This window comes from Microvirga guangxiensis, from assembly GCF_900102135.1.
Classification (GTDB): domain Bacteria; phylum Pseudomonadota; class Alphaproteobacteria; order Rhizobiales; family Beijerinckiaceae; genus Microvirga; species Microvirga guangxiensis.
The window spans coordinates 275,337-299,400 of the sequence record NZ_FMVJ01000004.1 but is presented as its reverse complement, the minus strand read 5'-3'; the positions used below and the strand labels follow the sequence as shown (position 1 = coordinate 299,400).

21 protein-coding genes are annotated in these 24,064 nt (G+C 61.3%); 14 read left to right on the top strand and 7 right to left on the bottom strand.

Going from position 1 to position 24,064, the window contains the following annotated elements; all coding sequences use genetic code 11:
* Positions 1–30 precede the first annotated feature (30 nt).
* Together BLP10_RS07875 and BLP10_RS07870 are read left to right on the top strand one after the other, a co-directional pair.
* The gene (locus tag BLP10_RS07875; RefSeq protein ID WP_091133081.1) at positions 31–798 is read left to right on the top strand and encodes a sulfite exporter TauE/SafE family protein; all 768 of its coding nucleotides are present in this window, start codon (positions 31–33) and stop codon (positions 796–798) included.
* A 127-nt stretch (positions 799–925) separates the two neighbouring features.
* The gene (locus BLP10_RS07870) at positions 926–1,363 is read left to right on the top strand and encodes a hypothetical protein (RefSeq protein ID WP_091133078.1); all 438 of its coding nucleotides are present in this window, start codon (positions 926–928) and stop codon (positions 1,361–1,363) included.
* Positions 1,364–1,431: 68 nt separating this feature from the next.
* On the opposite strand, the gene BLP10_RS07865 is transcribed toward BLP10_RS07870, so the two are convergent.
* Entirely contained in the window at positions 1,432–2,463 is a 1,032-nt protein-coding gene (locus tag BLP10_RS07865) for a cysteine synthase A (RefSeq protein ID WP_091133076.1), read from the bottom strand.
* Positions 2,464–2,661: 198 nt separating this feature from the next.
* Between BLP10_RS07865 and BLP10_RS07860 the strand changes: the two genes are divergently transcribed.
* Positions 2,662–3,897: a YeeE/YedE family protein gene (locus BLP10_RS07860; RefSeq protein WP_091133073.1), complete on the top strand. Its 1,236-nt coding sequence runs from the start codon at positions 2,662–2,664 to the stop codon at positions 3,895–3,897.
* A 62-nt stretch (positions 3,898–3,959) separates the two neighbouring features.
* Here BLP10_RS07860 and BLP10_RS07855 read toward each other — a convergent pair whose 3' ends face one another.
* On the bottom strand, positions 3,960–4,859 hold the full coding sequence (locus BLP10_RS07855) for a hydrogen peroxide-inducible genes activator (protein ID WP_091133070.1): 900 nt from the start codon (positions 4,857–4,859) through the stop codon (positions 3,960–3,962).
* A 96-nt stretch (positions 4,860–4,955) separates the two neighbouring features.
* On the opposite strand from BLP10_RS07855, the gene BLP10_RS07850 reads away from it, so the two are divergent.
* Positions 4,956–6,422, top strand: coding sequence for a catalase (locus tag BLP10_RS07850; RefSeq protein ID WP_091133064.1), 1,467 nt, complete (start codon positions 4,956–4,958; stop codon positions 6,420–6,422).
* Between the two features lie 56 nt (positions 6,423–6,478).
* Here BLP10_RS07850 and BLP10_RS07845 read toward each other — a convergent pair whose 3' ends face one another.
* The gene (locus BLP10_RS07845; protein WP_244510442.1) at positions 6,479–7,129 is read right to left on the bottom strand and encodes an MBL fold metallo-hydrolase; all 651 of its coding nucleotides are present in this window, start codon (positions 7,127–7,129) and stop codon (positions 6,479–6,481) included.
* A gap of 144 nt (positions 7,130–7,273) precedes the next feature.
* Between BLP10_RS07845 and BLP10_RS07840 the strand changes: the two genes are divergently transcribed.
* Together BLP10_RS07840 and fghA are read left to right on the top strand one after the other, a co-directional pair.
* Positions 7,274–8,386 carry an S-(hydroxymethyl)glutathione dehydrogenase/class III alcohol dehydrogenase gene (locus BLP10_RS07840; RefSeq protein WP_091133060.1) on the top strand — a complete coding sequence of 371 codons (1,113 nt, stop codon included), beginning with the start codon at positions 7,274–7,276 and terminating at the stop codon, positions 8,384–8,386.
* 12 nt (positions 8,387–8,398) lie between these two features.
* The gene (fghA, locus tag BLP10_RS07835) at positions 8,399–9,241 is read left to right on the top strand and encodes an S-formylglutathione hydrolase (RefSeq protein ID WP_091133056.1); all 843 of its coding nucleotides are present in this window, start codon (positions 8,399–8,401) and stop codon (positions 9,239–9,241) included.
* On the opposite strand, the gene BLP10_RS07830 is transcribed toward fghA, so the two are convergent.
* Positions 9,238–9,810, bottom strand: coding sequence for an NUDIX domain-containing protein (locus BLP10_RS07830; protein ID WP_175493822.1), 573 nt, complete (start codon positions 9,808–9,810; stop codon positions 9,238–9,240). The two genes, fghA and BLP10_RS07830, sit on opposite strands and share 4 nt — an antisense overlap.
* Before the next feature lie 132 nt (positions 9,811–9,942).
* On the opposite strand from BLP10_RS07830, the gene BLP10_RS07825 reads away from it, so the two are divergent.
* The 4 genes from BLP10_RS07825 to BLP10_RS07810 all read left to right on the top strand — a co-directional run bounded on the left by BLP10_RS07825 (position 9,943) and on the right by BLP10_RS07810 (position 14,248).
* On the top strand, positions 9,943–10,773 hold the full coding sequence (locus tag BLP10_RS07825; protein WP_091133050.1) for an SIR2 family NAD-dependent protein deacylase: 831 nt from the start codon (positions 9,943–9,945) through the stop codon (positions 10,771–10,773).
* 153 nt (positions 10,774–10,926) lie between these two features.
* Positions 10,927–12,087: an OpgC family protein gene (locus BLP10_RS07820; protein WP_091133046.1), complete on the top strand. Its 1,161-nt coding sequence runs from the start codon at positions 10,927–10,929 to the stop codon at positions 12,085–12,087.
* Between the two features lie 2 nt (positions 12,088–12,089).
* Positions 12,090–12,845 carry an SGNH/GDSL hydrolase family protein gene (locus tag BLP10_RS07815; RefSeq protein ID WP_175493821.1) on the top strand — a complete coding sequence of 252 codons (756 nt, stop codon included), beginning with the start codon at positions 12,090–12,092 and terminating at the stop codon, positions 12,843–12,845.
* A 77-nt stretch (positions 12,846–12,922) separates the two neighbouring features.
* Entirely contained in the window at positions 12,923–14,248 is a 1,326-nt protein-coding gene (locus BLP10_RS07810) for an AmpG family muropeptide MFS transporter (RefSeq protein WP_244510441.1), read from the top strand.
* Positions 14,249–14,371: 123 nt separating this feature from the next.
* Here the strand turns inward: BLP10_RS07810 and BLP10_RS07805 are convergent, their stop codons facing one another.
* From BLP10_RS07805 to xylF, 3 genes are all read right to left on the bottom strand, one after another.
* On the bottom strand, positions 14,372–15,151 hold the full coding sequence (locus BLP10_RS07805) for an ATP-binding cassette domain-containing protein (protein WP_091133040.1): 780 nt from the start codon (positions 15,149–15,151) through the stop codon (positions 14,372–14,374).
* Between the two features lie 15 nt (positions 15,152–15,166).
* Positions 15,167–16,465 carry a sugar ABC transporter permease gene (locus tag BLP10_RS07800; RefSeq protein ID WP_091133036.1) on the bottom strand — a complete coding sequence of 433 codons (1,299 nt, stop codon included), beginning with the start codon at positions 16,463–16,465 and terminating at the stop codon, positions 15,167–15,169.
* An 84-nt stretch (positions 16,466–16,549) separates the two neighbouring features.
* The gene (gene xylF / locus BLP10_RS07795; protein ID WP_091133033.1) at positions 16,550–17,596 is read right to left on the bottom strand and encodes a D-xylose ABC transporter substrate-binding protein; all 1,047 of its coding nucleotides are present in this window, start codon (positions 17,594–17,596) and stop codon (positions 16,550–16,552) included.
* A 226-nt stretch (positions 17,597–17,822) separates the two neighbouring features.
* Here xylF and BLP10_RS07790 point away from each other — a divergent pair, with 226 nt between their 5' ends.
* The 4 genes from BLP10_RS07790 to BLP10_RS07775 all read left to right on the top strand — a co-directional run bounded on the left by BLP10_RS07790 (position 17,823) and on the right by BLP10_RS07775 (position 24,049).
* Complete coding sequence (locus BLP10_RS07790; RefSeq protein ID WP_091133028.1) at positions 17,823–19,031, top strand: ROK family protein; 1,209 nt, start codon at positions 17,823–17,825, stop codon at positions 19,029–19,031.
* A gap of 75 nt (positions 19,032–19,106) precedes the next feature.
* Positions 19,107–22,154 carry a DNA polymerase I gene (polA, locus tag BLP10_RS07785; RefSeq protein WP_091133025.1) on the top strand — a complete coding sequence of 1,016 codons (3,048 nt, stop codon included), beginning with the start codon at positions 19,107–19,109 and terminating at the stop codon, positions 22,152–22,154.
* A 272-nt stretch (positions 22,155–22,426) separates the two neighbouring features.
* Positions 22,427–23,326: a hypothetical protein gene (locus BLP10_RS07780; RefSeq protein WP_091133022.1), complete on the top strand. Its 900-nt coding sequence runs from the start codon at positions 22,427–22,429 to the stop codon at positions 23,324–23,326.
* A gap of 12 nt (positions 23,327–23,338) precedes the next feature.
* A complete protein-coding gene (locus BLP10_RS07775) occupies positions 23,339–24,049 on the top strand; it encodes a glutathione S-transferase (protein ID WP_091133019.1) in 711 nt (236 codons plus the stop codon).
* Positions 24,050–24,064 lie beyond the last annotated feature (15 nt).

Sequence of the window (24,064 nt, the reverse complement as noted above, 5' to 3'; positions counted from 1 at the left end):
GCCTTTCTTCCTCGTCGAACAGATCGGATCATGGAACTTACCACTGTAGCGCTTCTTGCGGCTTCGGGTCTTGCGGCAGGTCTCGTCAACGCCATCGCGGGTGGCGGCACCTTCTTCACTTTCTCGGCTCTTGTCGCGGCCGGTCTGCCCCCGGTCGTGGCCAATGCCACGAGCGCGGTTGCTGTGACGCCCGCCAACCTGTCGAGTGCGTGGGCTTACAGGCGCGAACTCGTTGCCAACGCCCGTCGGTTCGCGGCTCTCGGCGTGGTGAGCCTGATCGGCGGCCTGGGCGGCGCCTATATTCTCACTGTGACGAACAACGAGGCCTTCCGCCTCCTCGTGCCGTGGCTGCTGCTCTTCGCGACCGTGCTCTTTGCCGCAAGCCCCCGCATTGTGGCGCTGGCCCGCCGCATCGGAAAGAGCGAGGGCAAACATCCGTCCACCCGCGCCTGGGCGGCGGGTCTCGCCTTTCAGACAGGCGTTGCGGTGTATGGCGGATTCTTCGGGGCCGGCATGGGCATCGTGATGCTTGCAGCACTCGCGATCACCGAAGGCGACGACTTTCACCTCATCAACTCGGCAAAGCACCTCTGCTCCACGTTGATTCAGCTCGTCGCCGTCGTGCTGTTTATTGCAGCAGGGCTTGTAAGCTGGCCTGAGACGATCATCGTCGGCGCTGCGTCGGTGATCGGCGGTTATCTCGGTGTCGTCTTCGGCCGTCGGTTGCCTGCAAGCGTGATCCGTTGGCTGGTGATTGCTGTCGGTGCTACTCTGACACTGTATTTCTTCATTCGTTAACGGGCCTTAACGGCACGCGATCTTTTCATGCGCAGTCGCGCTTTTCTTGTGCGGCTGCCCGATTCACGCCACAACAATCGCGCTTTCTGTCACGGTTCAATTCGAAGCTCTTTCAAAGGAAGACTCTGTGGCAGAAACTCAGAAACTTGCTGAACTCACCAGCACGCAATCGGTGAGCGCTCTCGGCCTGCGCTGGGCCGCTTTGCGCGGGATGCTGAACTCGCCCCTGATCACCGCCGAGGATCAGCGGGCTCTCCGTGATGAGCTTCTGGTTGAGCTCGCCACTCTGGAACAGGACTTCAGCACGCTTCAATCTCGCAACCCGATGGAGATTTCGGCGAAGGTCGACATCGCGAAGTCTGCCCTGCGCGACAAGATCGATGCGAGCGAGATGTGGATGATCGATCTTCTCGACAGCATTCAGGCCGATCTTCAGAACTTCAACGCAGCCGTCAAGACGGGTGCGCAGCAGCCCACGCGCCCTCCCGTCAATCTCTCGCGCGCGCATCAGCAACGGCCCGATGAGAGCGAGACGACGGAGAGCAGCACATCTTCCGCTGCCTGAAGAACGTCGAGAAATGTCGAGTGCCGCGCCTGAATCCCGTTCAGACGCGGCATTTGTTTTGATGTCTCTTACACAAGGCCCGGGTCAATCGTGCTTTTGCGATCCATCCATTCGGGCACCGGCAGATTCTTCTCACGCAGGAAAGCCGGATTGAAGAGCTTGGACTGATAGCGCGTTCCGTAATCGCAGAGCACGGTGACGATGGTGTGTCCGGGGCCGAGGTGACGGGCAAGCCGGATCGCGCCCGCGACATTGATGCCGGACGAACCGCCGAGGCACAGGCCTTCATGCTCCAGAAGGTCGAAGATGACAGGCAGCGCCTCCTCGTCAGGGATCTGAAACGCTACGTCGATGGGAGCGCCCTCCAGATTCTTTGTGATGCGTCCCTGTCCGATGCCCTCCGTGATCGATGATCCCGTCGATTTCAGTTCGCCCGTGGTGTAGTAGCTGTGAAGAGCCGCTCCCATTGGATCGGCAAGACCGATCCCAACCTTTGGGTTGCGCCGCTTCAGCGCCATGCCGACACCGGCCAGCGTGCCGCCTGTGCCCACCGCACAGATGAAGCCGTCGACCTCGCCATTTGTCTGTTCCCAGATCTCAGGCCCGGTGGTTTCGATATGCGCCTGACGGTTCGCGACATTGTCAAACTGGTTGGCCCAGATCGCGCCATTTGGTTCTGATGCAGCGAGACGCTCGGCAAGACGTCCTGAAACCTTCACGTAATTGTTGGGATTGGCGTAGGGCACCGCGGGCACCTCGATGAGTTCTGCACCCGCGAGCCGAAGCATGTCCTTTTTCTCCTGGCTCTGCGTCTCTGGAATCACGATCACGGTGCGAAAGCCCAATGCATTGGCCACCAGCGCGAGTCCGATGCCGGTGTTACCGGCCGTTCCTTCCACGATCACGCCGCCCGGTTTCAGCGCCCCGCTTTTCACTGCATCCTGGATGATGAAGAGCGCAGCCCGGTCCTTCACCGACTGTCCGGGATTCATGAACTCGGCTTTGCCGAGGATCGTGCAACCCGTGAGTTCGGATGCACGGCGGAGCTTGATGAGCGGCGTATGGCCGATAGCGGCGGGGACGTCTGGCTTGATGGACATGCTGGCAGTCATTCCTGTGGGTTGGCGCGAAGCATCGGATGGAAGGCCCGAAGGCACAATCGGTTCTATTTCACACTTTATATATGATTATTATTTGTATTATGCACCTATTGACGTTCTTTAAAAAGAACCACACATTCATTTCGAAGGTCGCAGGACCGCTTTTCCCTTTTCCATTGACGCAGCAAGGAAGTTTCCATGTCCAGCTCTGCTGTGGCTTCGCCCCTTTCCGCTGGAAACCGTGCGAGCTTGACCATCAACACCCCGCCTTCACTGGCCGCGGCCGCGGGTATCCTTGGCGGTGCGGCCCTATTGGGAGCAATCATCAGCCCGAAGCAGGCTGCGCTTTACGTACTCGGGGCAGCTCTGGGTCTTGTGCTCTATCATGCAGCCTTCGGCTTCACCTCCGCTTGGCGCGTGTTCATCGCTGACCGGCGCGGTGAGGGCCTGCGGGCACAGATGGTGATGCTGGCGATTGCCTCCATCCTGTTCTTTCCTGTTCTGGCATCCGGCTCCCTCTTCGGTCAGCCGGTCGCCGGCAATGTGTCGCCGGCGGGCATCGGTGTCGTTTTCGGCGCTTTCATCTTCGGCATCGGCATGCAACTTGGCGGCGGCTGCGCCTCCGGCACGCTTTACACGGTAGGCGGCGGCTCTACGCGCATGCTGATCACGTTGGCGGGTTTCATCGCAGGCTCCGTCATCGGCGCTGCCCATCTGCATTGGTGGACGGCACTCCCGAGCTTGCCCAAGATCTCGATTATCGAACTGTGGGGACCCTGGACCGCCCTTGCCGTGCAGCTTGCAGTCTTTGCACTGATCGCTGCCGCGACGGTGGTGTTCGAGAAGCGTCGGCATGGCAGGCTGATCGAGGCCGCGCCCTCGCCCCGCCAAGGTCTTGCGCGCTTCCTGCGCGGGCCTTGGCCGATTGTGGCAGGTGCGGTGGCACTGGCTCTCCTGAACTTCGTGACCCTTTATCTTGCGGGCCGCCCCTGGGGCGTCACATCGGCTTTCGCTCTGTGGGGCTCGAAGATTGCGGCTGCCATCGGCTTCGATGTAGCGAGCTGGCCCTATTGGTCGAGCCCGGCTAACCAAGCCGCCTTGAACGGCAGCATCTTCAACGACATCACGACGGTGATGAATTTCGGCATCATCCTCGGCGCCCTGCTCGCGTCGTCCCTCGCCGGACGCTTCGCGCCGGTGTGGAAGATTCCGCTGCGCTCTGCCTTTGCCGCCATCGTTGGCGGACTGCTTCTCGGCTATGGCGCTCGCTTGGCTTACGGCTGCAACATCGGAGCCTATTTCTCCGGCATCGCCTCGGGCAGCTTCCATGGCTGGGTCTGGCTCGTGGCAGCCTTCACCGGCAACGTAATCGGCACCCGCGTGCGCCCGCTCTTCGGGCTTGAGGTGGAGCGCGTGAAGCTGACGGGCTGCTGACTTAACCTGCAAACGACACATAAAGGGCTTTCCGGCAAAAATCGGGAAGCCCTTTTTCTTTGCTAGGCAGCCTGAACCTGCCGCACGCTTTTGATCAGTTCGGCGAGCGCGGAAAAATCCTTTTTGCGCCCCGACGTTTTCCGCCAGACGAGCCCGAGCGTGCGCTTGGGCGGGTTGTCCGGAAAGGGAATGAGCGCCACCCGCTGACGATCCACCTCGGCTTCCGCGCACAGTTCCGGCAGAAGCGTGATGCCATGGCCTGCCGCCACCATCTGCATGATGGTTGTCAGCGATGCGGCGCCGAGCGATTTTCGCGCCTGCATATTTGCGATCTGACAATAGTGCAGCGCTTGGTCGCGCAGGCAATGACCTTCCTCCAGCAGGAGCAGGCGCTCCTGCCCGATCCATTCGAACAGGTCCTTCGAGGCCCACTGATCGGCGGCTGGAGCCTGCACGGCCACGAGAAAACGGTCATCGAAGAGCGGCTCCGATTCCAGCTGCGCATTCTGGACCGGCAAGGCGACCAGCACCGCATCGAGATCTCCGCGCAGCAATTCGTCCAACAGCATGTCGGTCTGCGTTTCGCGGATCTGCAGGTCGAGTTGCGGATAATGCCGCTGCACTTCCGTAAGCATTGCGGGCAAGAGATAAGGCGCAACGGAAGGGATGATGCCGAGTCGTATGGGACCGGCGAGCACCCCATGGTGCTGACGTGCCAGATCCGTCAATTCGCGCACCTGACCCAAGATCGCCTCGGCCCGCTTGGCGATCTCCTGTCCCGCCAAGGTGAGGACAACCGAGTTGCCGCGCCGTTCCACCAGCTCGACGCCAAGCTCCCGTTCCAGCTCCTTGATCTGCATGGACAAGGCTGGCTGGGTGACCGCGCACTGATCGGCTGCCATGCCAAAATGATGGGTACGGGCGAGTGAGCTAAAATAACGTAATTGCCTGATCGTGACCATGATGCCGATAAGAATATCTGATCACACTTTGTAATCAATCCAATTGGACCTTATCGCCGCTCCTTGGCATGTTCGCCTCACTCAAGGGGGACGACTATGACGAAGACAACGACATTGACGACCACAGCCGGTGCGCCGATCGCCGACAACCAGAACAGCCTTTCGGCGGGCGAACGCGGACCGCTGCTGCTCCAGGATTACCAGCTGATCGAGAAGCTCGCGCACCAGAACCGCGAGCGCATTCCGGAGCGTGTCGTCCATGCCAAGGGCTCGGCAGCCTATGGCACGCTGACCATCACCAACGACATCACGAAATATTCCAAGGCGAAAGTCTTCTCGGAAGTCGGCAAGCAGACGGAAGTGTTTCTGCGCTTCTCCACCGTCGCTGGCGAGCGCGGCGCAGCCGATGCCGAGCGCGACGTGCGCGGCTTCGCGCTGAAAGTCTACACGGAAGAGGGCAACTGGGACATCGTCGGCAACAACACGCCCGTGTTCTTCGTGCGCGACCCCGTAAAGTTCCCGGACTTCATCCGCACGCAGAAGCGCCATCCCGCCACGAATCTGCGGTCGCCGACCGCCATGTGGGATTTCTGGTCGCTGAGCCCCGAGAGCCTGCACCAGGTGACGATCCTGTTCTCGGATCGCGGCCTCCCGCAGGGCTACCGCTTCATGCACGGCTTCGGCTCCCACACCTATTCGTTCATCAACGAGGCCGGTGAGCGTTACTGGGTGAAGTTCCACTTCAAGTCCATGCAAGGCATCAAGACCTGGACGAACCGCGAGGCCGAGGAAGTCGTTGCCAAGGACCGTGAGAGCGCCCAGCGCGATCTCTACGAGGCCATCGAAGGCGGCGATTTCCCGCGCTGGAAGTTCTGCGTGCAGATCATGCCCGAGACGGATGCGGAGAAAACCTCCTACAACCCGTTCGACGTCACCAAGGTGTGGCCGCATGCGGAATATCCGCTGATCGAGGTCGGCATTCTCGAACTCAACCGCAACGCCGCTCACTACTTCGCGGAAGTGGAGCAGTCCTCGTTCTCGCCGTCGAACATCGTGCCGGGCATCGGTTTCTCACCCGACAGGATGCTGCAGGGCCGCATCTTCGCCTATGCTGATGCGCACCGCTATCGCGTCGGCACGCATTACGAGGCGCTACCGGTGAACCGCCCGCGCTGCCCGGTTCATCATTATCATGCGGATGGTTCGATGCTGTTCGACGTTCCGAACCGGGGTAACGCCTATTACGAGCCTAACTCCTTCAACGGTCCGGTTCAGACGCAGCGCGCCGCAGAGCCACCGCTGAAGATTTCAGGCGATGCGGATCGTTACGATCACCGCGCAGGCAACGATGATTACACGCAGCCAGGAAATCTCTTCCGCCTCATGACGCCGGAAGAGCAGAACCGGCTCATGGACAACATCGCTGAGGCGATGCAGGGCGTGCCGGAGGAAATCGTGCGCCGCCAGATCGTGCATTTCTATCTCGCCGACAAGGCCTATGGCCTGGGCGTGGCGGAACGCATGGGTCTCAAGGGCGGCGTGATGATCCAGGCAGCGGAATAAAAAAGGCCGTAGGGGCAAAAGAAGCGGCCCGGGAGCAATCCCGGGCCGTCATCGTTTCAGAGCAGGTCTTCACCCTGGAGGAACGGGTTCGTCTGCCGCTCCTGTCCAAGCGTGCTCATGGGACCGTGACCGCAGATGAAGGCGATGTCGTCGCCAAGCGGCAGCAGCTTGTCCTTGATCGAAGCGATGAGCGCCTTGCCATCGCCGCCGGGAAGGTCGACGCGTCCGACGGAACCCTGGAAGATCACATCTCCCACAATGGCGAAGCGCTCCGCCTTCGAGACTAGCACGACGCTGCCGGGCGAATGGCCGGGACAGTGCAGAACGTCGAGCGTCAATTCGCCGACCGTTACCGCATCGCCCTCGTTCAGCCACCGGTCCGGCGTGACTGCGCGTGAGGGAATTCCGTAAGCCTGCCCCTGCTCGGCCAAGCGCTGCAGCAGAAAATCGTCCGCCTGATGCGGACCTTCGATCAGGACGCCAAGTTCCTCACGTAGTTCCGCCGCACCTGCTGCATGGTCGATATGGCCGTGCGTGAGAATGATCTTCTCCACGCTTACGCCGCTTTGCGCGATCGCATCGCGAATGCGCTCGAGATCGCCGCCAGGATCGACAACGGCACCCTTCTTCGTCTTTTCGCACCAGAGTAACGTGCAGTTCTGCTGGAACGGCGTGACGGGAATAATGGCGGCGCGAACATTGGGCACAGGCTGATCCTTCGGTTGTCGAAAGACACATATGTCCTGAAGGCCTGTCTGGAAAGCCTCGGGGCAAGAGGCCGGTTTCCATTGACCTTGGGTCATGGCACTTCCCATAGTCCACCTCATCGAATCACATGAGGAGAGACGAGCATGGAAACCAGAGCCGCCGTCGCATGGGAGGCTGGCAAGCCGCTCACCATCGAGACCATCCGCATCGAAGGCCCAAAGGCAGGCGAGGTTCTGGTTGAGGTCATGGCAACAGGCGTCTGCCACACGGACGCCTACACGCTCTCCGGCCTCGATTCCGAGGGCAAGTTCCCGGCGATCCTCGGGCATGAAGGCGCGGGCATCGTGCGAGAGGTCGGCCCCGGCGTGACCACGTTGAAGGTCGGCGATCACGTCATCCCGCTCTACACGCCCGAATGCCGCAACTGCAAATCCTGCCTCTCGCGCCGTACCAATCTTTGCACCGCGATCCGCTCCACTCAAGGGCAAGGCGTGATGCCGGACGGCACCAGCCGCTTCCGCTGCGATGGCGAAACCGTGTTCCACTACATGGGCTGCTCGACATTTGCGAACTTCACGGTTTTGCCGGAGATCGCGCTGGCGAAGGTTCGTGAAGACGCGCCCTTCGACAAGATCTGCTACATCGGCTGCGGCGTCACCACCGGCATCGGCGCGGTGCTCTACACCGCCAAGGTGTGGCCGGGCGCAAACGTGGTGGTGTTCGGCCTCGGCGGCATCGGGCTCAATGTGATCCAGGGCGCGCGCATGGTGGGCGCCGACAAGATCATCGGCGTCGACATCAATCCGGCCAAGGCCGAGATGGCGCGCAAGTTCGGCATGACCGACTTCATCAACCCCAAGGAAATCGGCAACGACAAGGTGGTGCAGGCCATCGTCGATCTCACGAGCGGCGGCGCGGACTTCTCGTTCGACGCCACAGGCAACACGGATGTGATGCGCCAAGCGCTCGAATGCTGCCATCGCGGCTGGGGCGAGAGCATCATCATCGGCGTGGCTGAAGCCGGAAAGGAAATCTCCACCCGTCCCTTCCAGCTCGTCACGGGGCGCGTGTGGAAGGGAACGGCCTTCGGCGGCGCGCGCGGACGTACGGACGTGCCGAAGATCGTGGATTGGTACATGGAGGGCAAGATCAACATCGACGATCTGATCACCCACAAGATGCCGCTCGATGAGATCAATACTGCCTTCGACCTCATGCACGAGGGCAAGTCGATCCGCTCCGTCATCGTTTACTGATAGGTGACCGGCATGAGTTTCGAGACTGTCTCGCAATCGCGCTGCTTCGGCGGCACGCAGTTCGTCTATCGTCACACCTCGCAGGAAACCGGCACGGCCATGCGCCTTGCAGCCTACGTTCCGCCGCAAGCGGCCGGAGGCAAGGTTCCGGTGGTGTGGTTCCTGTCAGGGCTGACCTGCACGGAAGAGAACTTCACCGTCAAAGCAGGCGCTCAGCGCATGGCCTCGGAACTCGGCCTCATCCTCATTGCACCGGATACGAGCCCCCGCGGCGAGGGCGTGCCCGACGATCCGGAGAGCGCCTACGATTTCGGCCTCGGCGCGGGCTTCTACGTCGATGCGACGCAAGAGCCATGGGCGAAGAATTATCGCATGCGCTCCTATATCGAGCGCGAGCTGCCTGCGCTGATTGCAGAGAACCTGCCCGCCGACATGGAGCGCCAAGGCATCACCGGCCATTCCATGGGCGGACACGGTGCGCTCACCATCGCGCTGCGCAATCCCGGACGCTTCAAGGCCGTGTCAGCCTTTGCACCGATCGCTTCGCCCATGAACTGCCCGTGGGGCGAAAAGGCGCTGTCGCATTACATCGGTGCAGATCGCTCCCAGTGGCACGAATACGATGCCTGCGCGCTCATCGAGAGCGGCGCGCGGGTACCCGATATTCTCGTCGATCAGGGTCTTGCGGACAGCTTCCTGGAAAACCAGCTGAAACCGCAGCTCTTGGAAGAGGCTTGCGCCAAGGCTGGCCAGCCCCTCACCCTGCGTCGGCAGGAAGGATACGATCATTCGTACTTTTTCATCGCCACCTTCATCGAGGATCATCTGCGCTGGCACGCCGAGCGCCTCGCTTAATCCTTGAAGGCCTGCGGGTGCTTCAGCTGCAGGGCCTGTATGAGAACCGCCGTCTTCATGTCGGCGACAGTGTTGGAGGTGAGTAGTTTCGCCAGTTCGTCGAAGCTCACCTCCAGCACCTCGATATCCTCGTGCTCATCGTCGAGGCCTCCGCCGTCGGCGACGCGGTCAGCCTCCATATAAGGCGCGAGAAACAGATGCAGACGTTCGGTCGTGATCCCGGGCGCGGACCAGAAATGGCCCAGAGGCTCCAGACGTTCGACGCGCAGGCCCGCCTCCTCCATGCTCTCACGCCGGGCGCAGTCCTCGGCCTCATCCTCGTCGAGCAGGCCCGCGATCGCTTCCAGAAAATCCGGATGGCCCTCGACATGCATGACCGGCGCCCGGAACTGCCGCACGAGAACGACTTTTCGCCTTTCGAGATCGTAAGGCAGCACGGCGGCGGCATCGCCGCTGTTGAGGACCTCGCGGAGCATCGTCCTTCCATCCGGCATCTGAATGGTGAGCCTCAGAAGCTTGCGCCATCCTTCATAGGCGGTATCGATCTGCTTGATCCGGTAGGCTGTCACATCGGGTCCTTTCCTGCCTGAACCGCTCATTCTCACTACAACACATGAAATGCTCAAGTTATCCATGACTTTGAGCCCGACACCCCTGTTCGAGCGTTATGAACGGGAGTTCGTTGTCGGGAGCGCCGTGAAGTGCTGGAAGATCTGGTCGAGGCCATCAGGAAGCGGCGAGCGATCCTGTTTGCCGGAGCCGGGGTATCAATGACCTTAGGGCTTCCCTCTTGGAGCACGCTGATCGAGCATGTCGCCCAGGAACTCAACCTCGACCTGTCCGAGTTCAGGGAAGGAGACTTGAACTACCTGACGCTCGCGGAGTTCTACCGGATCAAGCAGGGCAGTATCGGCCCCTTGCGCAGCTGGATGGACCGGAACTGGACCATTCAGGAAGACAAGCTCAAAGCCTCGAAGGTTCACGAGCTCATCTGCAAGCTCGACTTTCCCATCATCTACACCACGAATTTCGACCGCAACCTGGAAACCGCCTTCGATCTTCATGGCAAGGACTATGTGAAGATCGTGAACGCCAAGGATATTGCCCGCGTCCGCGAGGGCGTGCCGCAAATCGTGAAATATCATGGCGACTTCGACAATGACGATTCCATCGTGATTGCAGAAACCGACTATCTCGAACGCCTCTCCTTCGAATCGCCTCTCGACATCAAGTTCCGAGCGGACGCACTCGGCAAGACGATCCTGTTCGTCGGCTACAGCATGACGGATCTCAACATCCGCTTTCTCATGCATCGGCTTTGGAGAACATGGGCCGGTTCAGGATATGAACGCGACAGGCCATCGTCTTATGTATTCATGTTGCGTCCCAATCCAGTGGAGCAGACCGTTCTCGAGCAATGGGGCCTACACGTGCTCACGGAGAAAGATTGCCCGCCCGAACGGGCGCTGGAAGTCTTTTTGGCAAAGCTCCTCAAAGAGACGCGAAAAGCCGAAAACTCTTCTGACCGCTAGGCTTACGCGAACATGAATTTTTTGTAATTCGATTGGCCGTCACCGCGGTGATACCCTCGGCCATGCGCAGATGCATTCGACTGCTGCAGGTGCTAAGGCAACCGCTTCGCCATCATGGCGTTTCATACATCGTGAGGATTAAAGAGCAGGTCGATGGCAACCTTGGAACGAAACACGACGATTGATTTTTGGCGGGGGCTCGTCCTCGTGATCATCTTCGTCAATCACATTCCAGGCAACCTCATCGAACACGTCACGCCGCGCAATTTCGGTTTCTCCGATTCGACAGAAGCATTCATTTTCATCTCGGGTTTGTCGGTCGCGCTCGTTTATGGTCCGAAGCTGCCCCAGGGCGATCTGTTCGGAGTTGTGAAGCGTTGCCTTAAGCGTGCTTTTGAACTCTATCGGGTTCATCTCGTCTTGACGGCCGGCGCCATCGTTCTCTTCTCCATCGGCTATGAACTGAGTGAAGAGATCGGGCTCATCGAAGAACATGGGCGCAACGCCGTATTCGGGAATACCGCCAAAGGCATTACGGGCATCATCCTGCTTGGCCACCAGCTTGGCTACTTCAATATTCTGCCGCTATACATCGCTCTCATGCTCTGGGCGCCCATGGCGCTTATTCTCGCTCGGTTCCATGCCGGCGTGGCGCTCCTGGTGTCCGGCGGCATTTATGCTCTCGCGCGCACGGGAGCACTGACCCTGCACAGCTGGCCAGAGCCCGGAACGTGGTTCTTCAATCCTTTCGCATGGCAATTCCTGTTCACGCTCGGAATCCTGACCGGTCTTCTGATGCTTGAGAGGCCTGTTCCCTACAAGCGTGGCCTTGCCATCGGCGCCCTCGCTTTCGTTGTATTTTCGACCCTCGCAACCACGGCGGGCTTCGGCCTGCTGCCCTGGCTTCCGGAATTTGCTGGAACGAAGCTCGATCTCAGCAAGCATGATCTGGGTCTGGCCCGCATGCTGCACTTCCTGGCCCTTGCCTATCTGCTGACCCAGTTCAGGATCGGCGACGTTCTCAAGAATACGCCCGTCGGCCCCGACCTGATCCGCCTCGGGCAGCACGCTCTTACGATCTTTGCCGTGGGCTCGCTCCTGAGCGCTGCGGGACAGGTCATCATGACGCTGGCCGCCGTCAAATCCTCCGCTAGTCCGCAGATCATCGGCATGGTATTCACCATTCTTGGTATCATTAGTCTTCTTGCACTGGCGCGATATCTCGAATGGAACAAACAAAAGCTGCCTGCCCGCAAAAAAGAGCAGGCCAAGGGGCTCGAATTGTCGCCATCTCAGGGGCGGCTCTCTTCCTAAGCTTGGCTTTACTTGGCACGCCGGCCTCCGCCGCTTCGGATAACAAGTCCTGCGATACGAAGCGCAAGATTTTCACGGTTAATGAGTCTCTGCCTTCCCTCACCCGGAAGGTTGAACGGCATGAGCCCATCCGCATCCTCGCCATCGGATCGTCCTCCACGGAGGGCATCGGCGCCTCGTCGCCCGATCACGCTTATCCGGCCCAGCTTGAGGACGAGCTGGGCGAAAGCTGGAAAGATGGCGTCACCGTCGTCAATGCGGGCAGGGGAGGCGAGACGGCCATCGAGACCATCGATCGGCTCGAGGCTGCCCTCAAGGCCCAAAGCTACGACCTCGTCATCTGGCAGGTCGGCACGAACGATGCCATCCGGGGTGTGAACGAAGAAGCCTTCCGCGCCCTCCTGGACCGCGGCATCTCGGCCGTGAAGGCCGCCGGCACAGGCCTGATCCTTCTGGACCAGCAATATTTCCCGACCATCAAGGACATGGGCCGATACGAACGCTTCGTTCAAACGGTCAGTGCGCTAGGACTTGAGCGCAAGGTTTCGGTCTTCTCGCGTTATGCCTTGATGCAGGATTGGAACAGCCGCTCGGCTGAGGAGCTGCGCTCCATGCTTTCGGCCGACGGCTTCCACATGAGCGACAAGGGCTATGATTGCCTGGCCAATCATGTGGCCGATGCCATAGAGACCCTGGCGGAGCAGCCGGTGGCCCAGACCACGGGCGCTGGCGCAACACAGCTCGCAACGGCGCGTTAACACCTCTGCAAGGGCTCAAGTGCCAGCTTCAAGCGCGGTCCTGAAGGGCTGACCCTGAATCACGAATCGAGCCTGCCATGGTCCAAGCCAAACGCCGCCTTACCCTTCGCGATGTTCTGACCGATGGGCGCATCGCGCTCATGCTGCCGCTCGGGTTCTCTTCGGGCCTGCCCTTCCTGCTCGTGTTCAGCACCCTGTCCACATGGCTCAGGGAAGCAGGCATCTCGCTCACGCTCATCGGCCTGATGAGCTGGGTCGGTCTCGCCTATTCTTTCAAGTTCCTCTGGGCTCCCATCGTCGACCGCTATGACGTGCCCGTCCTCGCCAGCCTCCTCGGACGCCGCCGCGGCTGGATGCTGGTAGCGCAGCTCGGCGTGATGGCAGGTCTCGTCGGCATGGCTCTCACGGGTCCTCTGGTGAGCCTTCCACTCACTATCGTCTCCGCCGTCATGATCGCCTTCTTCTCAGCCACGCAGGATGTGGTGATCGACGGCTGGCGCATCGATGCGGCCCCGACCGAGCGCCAGGGCATGATGGCGGCGAGCCTCCAGCTCGGCTATCGCCTGGCTCTCCTCTGCGCCGGCGCCGGCGCGCTGTACATCGCCGAGCTCGCAAGCTGGCCTTCCGCTTATCTGTCCATGGGGGCGCTCATGGGCGTGGGCCTCGTGGGCACCCTGCTCGCTCCGCGCATCGATGAAGTTCGCGTTCGCGAAAACCCTCCCTTTGTCCAAGCCATCATCGATCCTCTCGCCGATCTCTTCCAGCGCAAGCGGATGATGCTGATCCCGATACTGGCGCTCATCGCCTGCTATCGCCTGCCGGACTTCATGGCGGGCATCATGGCAAACCCGCTCTATATCGACCTCGGTTTCTCCAAGGCCGATATTGCCAATATCTCGAAACTCTATGGCGTGTGGATCGGCATCGTCGGAGCCTTCAGTGGCGGCCTTGCACTCACCCGCATCGGCCTCTGGTGGACCCTCCTGATCGGGGCATGTCTCGCTGCCGGATCGAACGTGATGTTCTCCTGGCTCGCCGCAGGCAACGCCACGCTGACGGGACTGACGCTCACCATCAGCATCGACAATTTCGCGCAAGGTTTCGCAGGCGCGGCGCTGATCGCCTATATGTCGGGCCTGACCTCGCCAGGATTTGCAGCCACCCAATACGCGCTTCTCAGCTCGCTCTATGCGCTGCCCGGCAAGCTCATCGGCGGCGCATCGGGCGCGGTCGTCGATGCCTATGGCTACTCGCTGCTGTTCACCGGCACAGCGGCGCTTGGCATTCCGCTCGCGATCCTCTGCATGATCGTGCGGCGTGACACGCTGGAAACGGTGCGGAAAAAAGAGGAAGCGGAAGCACGAGAGGCTTCCGCTCCGATGGCTGTCGGGTCCAGGGCTTAATCCGATCGTCAGCTTCATCCGGACGAAGCGTCGCGAAGATCCCGGATCGTCGTCAGGATAGGGCGCTGGATTTGTCGCGCGATCCCAGGTTCTGCTCCGCAGCCCCGGGATGACTGCTTTTTCTCAGCTCGCGCCCGGCCCAGGCGTTGCGCCGGGCGGGCACTTGCCGAGGATGATCATGCCGAGCACTTCGTCCTGCGTGACATCCTGCACGTTGGCGGAACCCACGAGCTTGCCGTTCTTCATCACGCTCACGCGGTCGGCGAGGCCGAACACATCGTGGATGTCGTGGCTGATGAGGAAGATGCCGATGCCCTCCTTCTTCAGCTGCAGCACGAGGTCCGCTACCTGCTGCGTCTCGGCAGGGCCGAGCGCCGCCGTCGGCTCGTCCATGATCAGCACGCGGGCATTGAAGTAGATCGCGCGCGCAATCGCCACCGATTGACGCTGGCCGCCGGAGAGCGCCTTCACCGGCTCCTTGAAACGGCGGAAGTGAGGGTTGAGCCGCGCCATGACCTTGCGCGTTTCCGCCTCCATCGTCGCATCGTCGAGGGTGCCGTAAGGCGTCAGCACCTCGCGGCCGAGGAAGATGTTGCCCGCCGCATCGATGTTATCGGCAAGCGCCAGGGTCTGATAGATCGTCTCAATGCCGAACCGCTTGGCATCGCGCGGGGTGGAGATGTCCGCGTGCTGACCGTTCACATAGATCTCACCAGTATCCGGCCTGTAGGCGCCGGAGAGGATCTTGATCAGCGTCGACTTGCCTGCGCCGTTGTGACCGAGCAGACCCACCACCTCACCGGGGCGCAGATCGATGGAGACGTCGTCCACTGCCTTGATGCCGCCGAAGGCGATGGAGATGTTGCGCATCTCGACGAGAGGCGTCGTTCCGTTGGTTTGCATGACACGCGTCCCCTCTTACTTGATGCGCCGGCGATAGACACCGTCGACCCACACCGCGAGCACCAGAACAGCGCCGACGACGATGTTCTGCAGGGGCGTATCGACGCCGAGCAGCACCATGCCCGATTGCAGCGACTGCATGACGAGCGCTCCGAGCATCGCGCCTGCGATGGTGCCGATACCACCGGCGAGCGACGTGCCGCCGATGACAGCGGATGCGATCACGTAGAGCTCGTCGAGCGTGCCGGCCGCGTTGGTGGCGGCGTTCAGGCGCGCTGTCGAGATGCACGCCGAGATGCCGCAGAGGAGGCCCATGAAGCCGAATACCTTCATCAGCGTCCAGCGGGTGTTGATTCCCGACAGCTCTGCCGCCTCGGGATTTCCGCCGATGGCGAAGACGTATCGGCCAAAACGACGGCGCGTGGCGATGAAGGTCATCACGAGACCGACGATCACGGCGATCAGCACCGGCAGCGCCACGCCCTGCGGGATAAACAAACCGCCTTCTGGCCAAGCGATGCCGCGAGCCTCGGCCCAGGCGCGCGCCGTGCCCATGGGCATCGGATAGGAATTCGCGATGGTGGCGGCTGCAAGCACCGTACCGCAGGCTACAAGGGCGATCACCGCGTCGGCCCAGCCCGGACGCACGGGGAAACCGAAGCTCAGGCGACGGCGGCGCGAGAGGCCAAGGCCGACGATGATGAGACCGCAGGCGACCGCAGCGATGATCCATGTGGCCGTCGCGCCGAGCGCGCCTTCGACGCCGCCGCCGAAAGCCTTGAAGCGCGTATCCATCGGCGCAACGGTCTGCCCGGTCGTGACCCACCAGGCCGCGCCGCGCCAGACAAGCAATCCCCCGAGGGTGACGATGAAGGACGGAATGCCGAGATAGGCGATGAGCCAACCCTGGAAGAGACCGATGGACCCGCCGACGACGAGGGCGAGCAGTACTGCGAGAGGCGCGGTGAGCCAATGCTCGAGCCCGAGATAGGCGGGGAGCCACTGCACCTGCGCAACACCGATGACCATGCCTGTGACACCGAGAATCGCACCGACAGAAAGGTCGATGTTGCGCGTCACGATCACGAGCACCATGCCGGTCGCCATAATCGCGACGGAAGCGGTCTGCACCGAGAGGTTCCAGAGATTGCGCGGCGTAAGAAAGACGCCTCCCGACAGAAGATCGAAACCGACCCAGATCACGGCGAGCGCAGCCAGCATGCCGAGCATGCGGACATCGATCTCGAGCTTCGACAGCAATGATCCGGATGTGGAGCTGGGAGGCGGCGCGGTTGTGGCAACAGGTGCGTTCATGGCGTCACGCAAGGATAAAGGTCAATGAGAAATACCCTTCCCGGCAGTGAAGCCGAGAAGGGTTTGCTGAAGAGGGGTCGGGTCTTAGTTGCAGGCCTTCACCGAGCCTGCCTTCACGCCCTGGCACACGACTTCCTTGGAAGCCCAGCCTGCATTGATGACCACGTCGAGATTGTCCTTCGTGATCGCAACGGGGGTGAGGAAGAGAGCCGTCATGTTCTGCTTCTTCGGTCCAAGGTTCCAGGGCTTCGCACCCTGGATCTCGCTGAGCTTCTTGCCCCCGGCCAGCTGAATGGCGATTTCGGCGGCGTTGCGGCCGAGTTCGCGGGCGTCCTTGAAGACGGTCACGGTCTGCGTGCCCAGCGCCACGCGGTTCAGGGCCGCCTTGTCGGCATCCTGGCCGGAAACCGGCACGGTGCCTGCAAGGCCCTGAGCGCTGAGGGCTGCGATGGCGCCGCCGGCAGTGCCGTCATTGGCGGCGATCACGGCATCGATCTTGTTGTTGTTCTTGGTGAGGAACTGCTCCATGTTCCGCTGCGCGTTGGCAGGGAGCCAGCCATCCGTGTAAGCCTCGCCTACATTCTTGATCTTGCCTGCATCAATAGCGGGTTTCAGCACTTCCATCGAGCCCTGGAACAGGAAGTTGGCATTCGGATCGGAGCCCGAGCCCTTGATGAAGGCATAGTTGCCCTCGGGCTTCAGCTTGAACACTTCGCGAGCCTGCAACCGGCCGACCTCGACATTGTCGAAGGTGAGATAGAAGGCCTGCGGAATCTCGATGAGGCGGTCATAGCCCACCACCGCAATACCCTCGGCCACGGCCTTCTCGACGGCGGGGCGCACCGCGTCCGCATCCTGCGCCAGCACGATCAGCGCCTTGGCGCCGCGGGAGATCAGGCTTTCGATGTCGGTGAGCTGCTTGGCGGGCGAGGACTGGGCATCCGCCGACACATAGGTGCCGCCAGCCTTCTCGACCGCAGCCTTGATGGCGGCTTCGTCTGTCTTCCAGCGCTCTTCCTGGAAATTCGACCAGCTGACGCCGACGACCGGGCCCTTGCCCTGGGCGAGAGCTGCAGAGGTCGAAAGCGCCAGAGCGGCAAGGCTGATGAGAGCGTGCTTCTTGAACGACATTGGTTTCCTCCTGGGCCCGGATTCCCTGCAAGGCCCTGTGCTCATGGCAGGCTGTCTCTCCTTGACGGATCGACGAACGTTGGCTCACGCTGCCATGCGTTATTGTTCGAGCAAGGAAATAATTATCCTAGGCTTTGCCACCTTCAAGCGGGAAACTTCTCATTAATTGGTCGGGCACCCTTTTTATCTCGCCTTCATTAGTTCATTATCTGAATAAATAAGCATCATGAGCACGATCACCCTCTCCCCTCGCGAAACGGCCCGGCGGCGTCTTCTGGACGCTTTGCGCCGGGAGGGACCCATGGCTCGCGTGGAGCTCGGCCAGCATATCGGCATGAGTCCGGCGAGCGTCTCCGAACTCACGGCAAGTCTGGTAGATGACGGCATCCTGATCGCGGAAGAAGCAAGCGATCAGGGCGCGGGCCTGATCCGGGGTCGTCCCAAGGTCCGCCTGTTCTTCGCCGATTCCCTGGGCTCCGTGATCGGCGTCTGGACCGGCTTCAACCGCATCGAACTTCGCCTCGTGGACAGCGCCGGCCGCAACCGGGCGAGCCGTCATGTGGAGCGTCCCCTCCGCAGCCTCGAGGCGGATGAGCTGATGGATGTTCTGGCGGAAACGATTACGGCTTTCGCCAGGGAAACCGGTGCGACCGACGTAAAGGCCATCGGCCTTGCCTGCCAGGGCTATGTGGACACGCGCGATGGGGTCGTGGCCTGGAGTCCTGTGCTCGGCGCCCGCGACCTTCCGCTTGCTGCGGGCCTGAGCGAGCGGCTCGGCATGCCGGTGCTGATCGAGAACGACGCCAGCGCCATGGCCTTCGCCATTTCCCAGCGCAATCCCGACTTCCGCTCGGGCCGCACGGCCTGCCTGATGGTGGGCGACGGCGTCGGCATGGGCTTTCTCATCCAGGGAGAGCTCTATCGCGGAGCCCGCTTCGGCGGCAGCGAGTTCGGCCATGTGCGCCTGCGCCGGAGCGGACCGCAATGCCGCTGCGGCGGGCGCGGCTGCATCGAGGCCTATCTCGCCGATTATGCCCTGCACCGGGACGCACAGCTCATCGATCACCGCCCTGCCCCCACCCTGCTGCTGCCAGGGGAGGAGGCCATGAACGGCATCGTAGAGCAGGCCCGCGCGGGCGATTCCGCTCTCCTCAACCTGTTCCACGAGGCAGGGGAAGTGCTGGGTGATGCGGTCGGCATCCTGATCCAGACGCTGGAACCCGACCACATCGTGATCTGCGGTCCCGGTACTCGGGCCATGGACCTGTTGCGCCCCTCTTTCGAAGCCGCCCTCGAATCGCAGACCATTCCGGAGCTGCGGGCGCTCGCCGCCATCCATGTGGTGGAATCCTCCCTCGATCTCCTCACCGAGGGCGTGGTGATGCAGGCATTGAGGGAGCTCGATCTCGACCTTGCGCGCCTGAAGGCTGCATAAACGGGCGCCGGCCATAGCCATCGGCCCCTAAAAACACTATCTCTTGCGGGTCGATCTTCTCAGCAAACGAGACCCATGGCTTCCTCCCGTCCCGTCCAAGCCGGCGACCACATTTTCCTCGTCGACGGCTCCTCCTTCATCTTCCGGGCCTACTTCCAGTCCATGAACCAGGACCAGAAGTACAACTCCCGCAGTTCGGATGGCATGCCGACGGGGGCCGTGCGCCTGTTCGTGTCGAAGCTCCTGCAATTCATGCGAGACGGCGCAGCGGGCCTGAAGCCCACGCATCTCGCCATCGTGCTCGACAAGTCCGAAGGCTCGTTCCGCAAGGAACTCTATGAGGATTACAAGGGCCACCGCCCCGATGCTCCGGAGGACCTGAAGGTCCAGATGCCGCTGATGCGCGAGGCCATCCGCGCCTTCGGCCTCGAGCCCGTGGAGCTTCAGCGCTATGAGGCGGACGATCTCATCGCTACCTATACCCAGCAGGCGAAGGCCCGCGGCGCGGACGTGCTCATCATCTCCTCCGACAAGGACCTGATGCAGCTCGTGGGGCCGAAGGTGTGCTTCTACGATTTCGAGTCGGGCTCCAAAGGCAAGCCCGGCTACCGACCCGAGCGCAATCTCGACGAAGCCGCCGTCATCGAGAAATGGGAAGGGATCCCGCCGGAGAAAATCGGCGATGTTCTCGCGCTTATGGGCGACACCTCGGACAACGTGCCAGGCGTTCCCGGCATCGGCCTCAAGACTGCGGCACAGCTCATCAAGGAATATGGCGACCTCGAAACGCTTCTTGAACGTGCGAACGAAATCAAGCAGCCCAAGCGGCGCGAAACGCTGATCAACAACGCGGAAGCGGCACGCCTATCCAAGAAGCTCGTGACGCTGGATTGCGAGGCGCCCGTTCCCGTGCCGCTCGATGATCTGCGCATGCCCGAGCCCGATCCGAAGACGCTTGTCGGCTTCCTGAAAGCGATGGAGTTCAGCACGCTTACGCGCCGCGTGGCGGAGCTCTACGATGCCGATCCCGCCGCCATCGAGCCCGACCCGCGCCTGATGCCGGGCGGCGAGGCGATCAAGTGGGAGCGCAACGGCGGATTTGCCGGAGCCAGTGCCGAACCTCCGCTCTTCGAGAAAGGCGACGCGGTATCAGGCGACGTCGATCCTTTCGCCGGTCTCGACCTGCCGGAAACAGGGAATATCCGCAAACCTCTCGAGGGAATCGGCACACCGTCGCAACTCGCCGGAAAGCGCGCCACGGAAGCCGCGTCCGCTCCCATCGATACGTCGGTCTACGAAACGATCACAAGCCTCGACCGGCTGAAGGAATGGGTCGCGCAGGCGCGCGAACAGGGCTATGTCGCCGTCGACACGGAAACGAGCGACCTCGACGCCAACCTTGCGGATCTCGTGGGCTTCTCCCTGGCGCTGGAGCCCGGCAAGGCCTGCTACGTGCCGCTGCAGCACCGCGATGAATCCGATCTCTTCGGCGGCGGACTCGTGCAGGGGCAGATTCCGGTCACCGATGCGCTCGACGTCATCCGGCCGATGCTGGAGGATGCATCCGTCCTCAAGATCGGGCAGAACCTGAAATACGATTGGATCGTGTTCAAGCGGCACAACATCGACGTGCGCCCCATCGACGACACGATGCTGATCTCCTACGTGCTCGATGCAGGCAAAGGCTCGCACGGCATGGACGAGTTGTCCCGCCGCCATCTGGGCCATGCGCCGATCAGCTTCTCGGACGTGGCGGGAACCGGCCGGAACAAGGTGACCTTCGACAAGGTCGAGATTTCCAAGGCAACCGCCTATGCGGCGGAAGATGCGGATGTGACGCTGCGCCTCTGGCAGGTTCTCAAACCACGCCTGACGGCGGAGCATCGCTCCACCGTCTACGAGACGCTGGAGCGTCCCCTCGTCGATGTGATCGCACGCATGGAGATGCGCGGCATTCTCGTGGACCGGCAGATCCTGAGCCGTCTCTCCGGCGACTTCGCGCAGACGCTTGCGCGCCTCGAGGATGAGATCCACGAGATGGCAGGCGAGAAATTCGCCCTCGGTTCACCGAAGCAGATCGGCGATATCCTCTTCGGCAAGATGGGTCTGCCGGGCGCGAAGAAGACGCCGTCCGGCCAATGGGCGACGCCCGCGACCCTGCTCGACGAACTGGCACAGGCCGGTCACGAACTGCCCGCGAAAATTCTCGAATGGCGTCAGCTCGCGAAGCTCAAATCCACCTACACCGATACCCTGCAGGATCACATGCACCCCGAGACCAAGCGGGTGCACACCTCGTTCTCGCTCGCCGCCACCACGACGGGACGCCTCTCCTCATCCGATCCGAACCTGCAGAACATCCCGATCCGCACGGAGGCGGGCCGCAAGATCCGCAAGGCCTTCGCTGCGCCGGAAGGGCACAAGATCATCTCGGCCGATTACAGCCAGATCGAGTTGCGCCTGCTTGCGCATATCGCCGACATTCCGCAATTGCAGGAAGCCTTCGCCAACGGCATCGACATTCACGCGGCGACCGCATCCGCTATGTTCGGAGTGCCGCTCGACCAGATGACGCCGGATCTGCGCCGTCAGGCGAAGACCATCAACTTCGGCATCATCTACGGCATCTCCGCCTTCGGCCTCGCCACGCGGCTCGGCATCGGCAACGCGGAAGCCTCGACCTTCATCAAGCAGTATTTCGAGCGCTTTCCGGGCATCCGCACCTATATCGACGAGACGAAGCGGTTCTGTAAGGAGAAAGGCTTCGTCACCACGCTCTTCGGGCGCGTGTGCCATTACCCGCAGATCAAGTCTTCCAACCCGTCAGAGCGGGCGGGCGTGGAGCGTCAGGCGATCAATGCTCCCATCCAGGGCACCGCCGCCGACATCATCCGTCGCGCCATGACCCGCATGGAGGATGCGCTGAAAGCAGAGCGCCTCTCCGCGCGCATGCTGCTGCAGGTGCACGACGAACTGGTGTTCGAAGCGCCCGATGACGAGATCGAAGCGACCCTGCCCGTGATCTCGCGTGTGATGACGGAAGCGCCCTTCCCCGCCGTGACCCTCAAGGTGCCGCTCGCTGTGGAAACGCGCGCCGCGCAGAACTGGGACGAGGCGCATTAGCGCTCTCGCTCCGGGAAGATCGCCTCTTGAGCAGACTCTTGAGAATTGTTTCAGCCTTGGCCTTATGTTAGCCTCAAGCGTTCTACGGTGCTTGGGGAGCCCACCTGAAAATGAGAGCCAAAGTTCTATGGTCGATCCTGTGCGGAAGCCTTTTTCTCGCGGGTGGGAACAGCTCTGCACAGGAGACGCTTAACTTCGAGGCTTTTCAATCAGGCAACTGGCGAGCCACAGCGCACTTTCAGAGGAACGATGAGAGCTTCTCGCATTGTTCCATGAACGCTTCCTACAATTCGGGAACGTCGTTGTTCTTTGCCATCGACAAAGAGCTGAAGTGGCGTATCGGGTTCGCCAACCAGAAATGGAACCTCAAGGCAGGCCAAAGATATGACATCGCCTATGTCATCGATAACTTCCCGGTCAACACATCGTCGGCGATTGCGATAAACGATGATTTCGCGATCGCGGAATTGCCTGCCACCTCCGATATCTTCCAGCAGTTTCGCGTCGGCAGAATGTTCGTGGTCCGTGAAGGAAACGGGTTCTTGCGTTTCAGCCTGAATGGAACGTCGCGGGCGCTCTCCAGCTTGCTGGCATGTGCCAATGAAGGGAAGTTACGGACGGCGTCCGATTATCGGGCCTTTGGGACCACCCGCCAGGCAGTTGCGCCTCCTGCTCCAGCGCAGGGCGTTACTGCCGAGGAGAAGCTCGAGGCGACCCAGTTCGTCGCCAACATTCTCTCCACCGGAGAGCTTCGGGATTATAAGATCTTGACGTCCTCGGAGACCAACAAGCCCAGCATGCCAGACATCGTTCGCACCGCAGCCGTTGCATGGAGCGCGCCGTCATCGTTCGGTGTGCTCCACATTGTGCCGAATGGGGCGAACAATGTGGATACTCTCGTCGGCGGCGTCATTGGCAGCGATGCCGAGGCGTGTAAGGGGACGTTTGCTTCCGGCAAAATACCCGACGCCGACCTTCCCACAATGAGACGGGTGTTCACGACCTGCAGCACCGATAACGAGGACACCAGTCACATCGAGTATATCTTCGTGCCGCGCCCGAATGGCAGCGTCTATCGCTTTGGAACCGCGACGTTGTTTTCGGGCGACAAGCCCAAGGTCGAGAACCAAGGTCTGCGCGAAGCGTTGAAGAAGGCAGTATTCAACAACTAGCAGAGCGTACCTATGGCGTACGAGCTCTATTACTGGCCTACCATCCAAGGACGTGGCGAGTTCGTGCGGCTGGCGCTCGAAGAGGCGGGAGCCGATTACATTGACGTAGCGCGTGAGGCTGAAGGCATCGCTGTGATGATGCGGATGATGGATCACGCGGAGCATCCTCCCTTCGCGCCGCCTTTCCTCAAAGATGGCGAGACGATCATCGGCCAGACGGCGGCGATCCTTCTCTATCTCGGCGCACGCCACGATCTCGCGCCGAAGGATCCGGCGGGCGGGCTCTGGACCAACCAGATCCAGCTCACCATCGCCGATTTCGTGTCGGAGGCGCATGACACCCACCATCCCATCGGCGTCGAGCTCTATTACGAAGACCAGAAGGAAGAGGCTTTACGCCGATCGGCTGAGTTTCGGAAAAGCCGCATCCCAAAATTCCTCGACTGGTTCGAGACGATCATCGCACGCAATCCAACGGACAGCGGCTATCTCGTCGGGGGCACGCTCACCTATGTCGACCTCTCCCTGTTCCAGGTCGTGGAAGGCCTGCTCTATGCCTTTCCGAAAACCGCGAAACGCGCCTTGAAGGCTTCACCGAAGGTATCGGCCCTGCATGAGGCCGTCGCCGAGCGGCCCCGGATCAGGGCCTATCTTGAGAGTCCCCGCCGCATCCCCTTCAACGAGGAAGGCATTTTCCGGCGTTATCCTGAGCTGGATGGTTAACCTTTTCCGGCAACA

Coding starts and splice junctions, on each gene's coding strand:
- BLP10_RS07875 (WP_091133081.1), top strand. CDS start 31: ATGGAACTTACCACTGTAGCGCTTCTTGCGGCTTCGGGTCTTGCGGCA.
- BLP10_RS07865 (WP_091133076.1), bottom strand. CDS start 2,463: ATGTCCATCAAGCCAGACGTCCCCGCCGCTATCGGCCATACGCCGCTC.
- BLP10_RS07860 (WP_091133073.1), top strand. CDS start 2,662: ATGTCCAGCTCTGCTGTGGCTTCGCCCCTTTCCGCTGGAAACCGTGCG.
- BLP10_RS07855 (WP_091133070.1), bottom strand. CDS start 4,859: ATGGTCACGATCAGGCAATTACGTTATTTTAGCTCACTCGCCCGTACC.
- BLP10_RS07850 (WP_091133064.1), top strand. CDS start 4,956: ATGACGAAGACAACGACATTGACGACCACAGCCGGTGCGCCGATCGCC.
- BLP10_RS07840 (WP_091133060.1), top strand. CDS start 7,274: ATGGAAACCAGAGCCGCCGTCGCATGGGAGGCTGGCAAGCCGCTCACC.
- fghA (WP_091133056.1), top strand. CDS start 8,399: ATGAGTTTCGAGACTGTCTCGCAATCGCGCTGCTTCGGCGGCACGCAG.
- BLP10_RS07820 (WP_091133046.1), top strand. CDS start 10,927: ATGGCAACCTTGGAACGAAACACGACGATTGATTTTTGGCGGGGGCTC.
- BLP10_RS07810 (WP_244510441.1), top strand. CDS start 12,923: ATGGTCCAAGCCAAACGCCGCCTTACCCTTCGCGATGTTCTGACCGAT.
- BLP10_RS07805 (WP_091133040.1), bottom strand. CDS start 15,151: ATGCAAACCAACGGAACGACGCCTCTCGTCGAGATGCGCAACATCTCC.
- BLP10_RS07800 (WP_091133036.1), bottom strand. CDS start 16,465: ATGAACGCACCTGTTGCCACAACCGCGCCGCCTCCCAGCTCCACATCC.
- xylF (WP_091133033.1), bottom strand. CDS start 17,596: ATGTCGTTCAAGAAGCACGCTCTCATCAGCCTTGCCGCTCTGGCGCTT.
- BLP10_RS07790 (WP_091133028.1), top strand. CDS start 17,823: ATGAGCACGATCACCCTCTCCCCTCGCGAAACGGCCCGGCGGCGTCTT.
- polA (WP_091133025.1), top strand. CDS start 19,107: ATGGCTTCCTCCCGTCCCGTCCAAGCCGGCGACCACATTTTCCTCGTC.
- BLP10_RS07780 (WP_091133022.1), top strand. CDS start 22,427: ATGAACGCTTCCTACAATTCGGGAACGTCGTTGTTCTTTGCCATCGAC.
- BLP10_RS07775 (WP_091133019.1), top strand. CDS start 23,339: ATGGCGTACGAGCTCTATTACTGGCCTACCATCCAAGGACGTGGCGAG.